General features: G+C 54.1%; 2 protein-coding genes. Both read right to left on the bottom strand.

Annotated features, from left to right (window positions below):
• Positions 1 to 952: D-alanine--D-alanine ligase family protein (locus tag ACTO5E_RS10865; protein WP_482303577.1), on the bottom strand; the 952-nt coding region annotated here is incomplete at its 3' end.
• Positions 949 to 1,746, bottom strand: a complete 798-nt coding sequence (locus ACTO5E_RS10860) for a M15 family metallopeptidase (RefSeq protein WP_482303575.1) — start codon at positions 1,744 to 1,746, stop codon at positions 949 to 951. The genes ACTO5E_RS10860 and ACTO5E_RS10865, both read right to left, overlap by 4 nt.
• Positions 1,747 to 2,208: the final 462 nt, after the last annotated feature.

Raw genomic sequence — 2,208 nt, 5'->3', positions numbered from 1 at the left:
CAGGAATGGTATTCACCTCGTTGAACACAATCTGCCCGGTGGGAGTCAGGAACATATCCACCCGGGCAAAGCCCCTGCAGCCCAAAGCGCGGTATATGGTCTGGGCGGCGTCCTTGATACGCCGGGTCGTGGCAGCGTCCACCCTGGCCGGGACATGGATGGCGGAGGTTTTCAGGGTGTACTTCTCTGCGTAGTCAAAGAATCCCTCCGCCAGCTGGATTTCGTCCACCTCGCCCACAGTCAGGCAGTCGTTGCCCATGACGGCGCAGCCCACCTCAAAGCCAGGAACGGCTTCCTCCATGACCACTTCCCCGTCATACCGAAAGGCCAGCTCTAAAGCGTCCGCAAGCTCCTGGGGGGCTGCCACCTTCGTGACGCCAAAGGAGGAGCCTGCCCTTACAGGCTTGACGAACAGGGGGTAGCGCATAGCTGCCGCATGTACCTGCGCCTCGTCCATCTGAAAGGAACGGGCCAGCCTGCACCCCCGGGGAACAGCCACCCCCACTGCACGGGCAACCTGATGAGCCCGGTGCTTGTCCATACACAGGGCTGAGGCCAGTGTCCCGCAGCCCACTACCGGGACGCCCATTAACTGGAACATGCCCTGTACAGTGCCGTCCTCGCCGTTTTTGCCGTGGAGAACAGGAAAGGCGGCGTCCACATGAATTTCCGTAATATGGTTCCCAGCGCATTGATATAGCACAGGCTTTGTGCGTTCCAGAGAGATTGTCACCGGGGCGCAGGCAGTCCCCAAGTGCCAGGTATCAGCGGCAATTTCTTCTATGCTCCCGTCAAAGCAGTACCAGTCCCCCTGCCGGGTAATGCCGATAGGAACAGGATTGAACCTTTCCCTGTCCATATGCCCGATGACCGCAGCGGCTGACTGCAGCGATACATCATACTCCGGCGAACAGCCGCCAAAGAGCACGGCTATGTTTAATTTCTCTTTCATGGCAGAACCTCCTCCCTGTTTTCCAAATATTCCTCCAAGCAAAGCCCCTGCTCATACATCTCCGTGGCAGCCTCTACTCCCACATAGCGGTAGTGCCAAACCTCCTCTACCGTGCCGGTGATATCCGTCTTACTGCCCGGGTAGCGGAAGATAAACCCATATTGATAGCTGTTCTCTTGGAGCCAGAGGAACAGGTCATAGGTAGCGCCCTCCACGTCGACCGCCAGGCCCAGCTGATGCTCGCTGGCGCCGGGGATTGCCACCCACTTGCCCGCCTCTGCCTTTGCGTCCTCTTCCGAGTAGCCCTGGGCTTTGTACTTGTTCACTTCATCGTCATAAAGCTCCTGCTGAACCCCCTGGGTGCGGTAGCCGGAAATCACCCGGGGCAGCTCATCCCAGTTGCCCTCTCTGGCGGCCTCGAGCATTTCCATCAAGGGGTCATAGATGCGCTCGTCCACCTGCTCCCCACCGGGCAGTTCCTTGAGATTCACCGTGTAACCCTCTGGGATGGGGTTCCAGCGGTTCACCAGCCGCAGGTTCCAGTCTGTGCTGTCCTCATAAACTGTCGTCTGGGGCGGCTCCTGGGACTTGACGTCCTGTTCTGTGTCTCCCAGCGTCAAGCCGGGCAGGCCGGAATTTTCCGGGGGCGAGAGCTTGTTTATATAGTCCATGCATCCCATTGCCGCCAAAAGCGCCAGCATGGCCACACAAGCTGCGCCCATAACCCAAGTGGCGACGGTGTTCCTCCTACGCTGCTGATATCTCCGCCGGCGTGTCATTGTTTTCTCTGTCATGATTTTTTCCTCCTTGCAAAATATGAAGCGTTCTCATCGGCATTATCATACCAGATGGGAACGCTTCGTTCTTTAATACGGAGTTGTGTCTTTCCTAAGAAAATCCTAAGATTGGGCTAACACTCTCCGGTATTTGAACAGCTAGGGTGGAAGTTAAAATTGTACATAAAATTTTGCCAAAATATTTTATACAAGAAAATGGTAATCCATCGACTGTCATGGAATTAACTCACAAACACAAAGCTAAAAATTTGAAAAACTCCATTGACATTCTGGAAACATCGTGTTAGAATTTTACTGTCATATAAACACATTCGAGATATCATCAAAAATTTTAAGTAAATCTTTATATAAAGGCAAGCAATTTTCTTCGCAATCTGTTACTGAGTGCAGCGTAACTAAAAATTTTCACTCTTAGCTCTCAACAGGGCGGCCTTTCAGGCGGCACAGAGACCGGCCTGA

It is taken from the genome of Acutalibacter sp. (assembly GCF_056800975.1).
This window is presented reverse-complemented; position numbering and strand designations above follow the sequence as displayed.

What these genes read in the sequence shown, in the direction of transcription:
- ACTO5E_RS10860 (WP_482303575.1), bottom strand. Translation starts at nt 1,746, where the DNA reads ATGACAGAGAAAACAATGACACGCCGGCGGAGATATCAGCAGCGTAGG.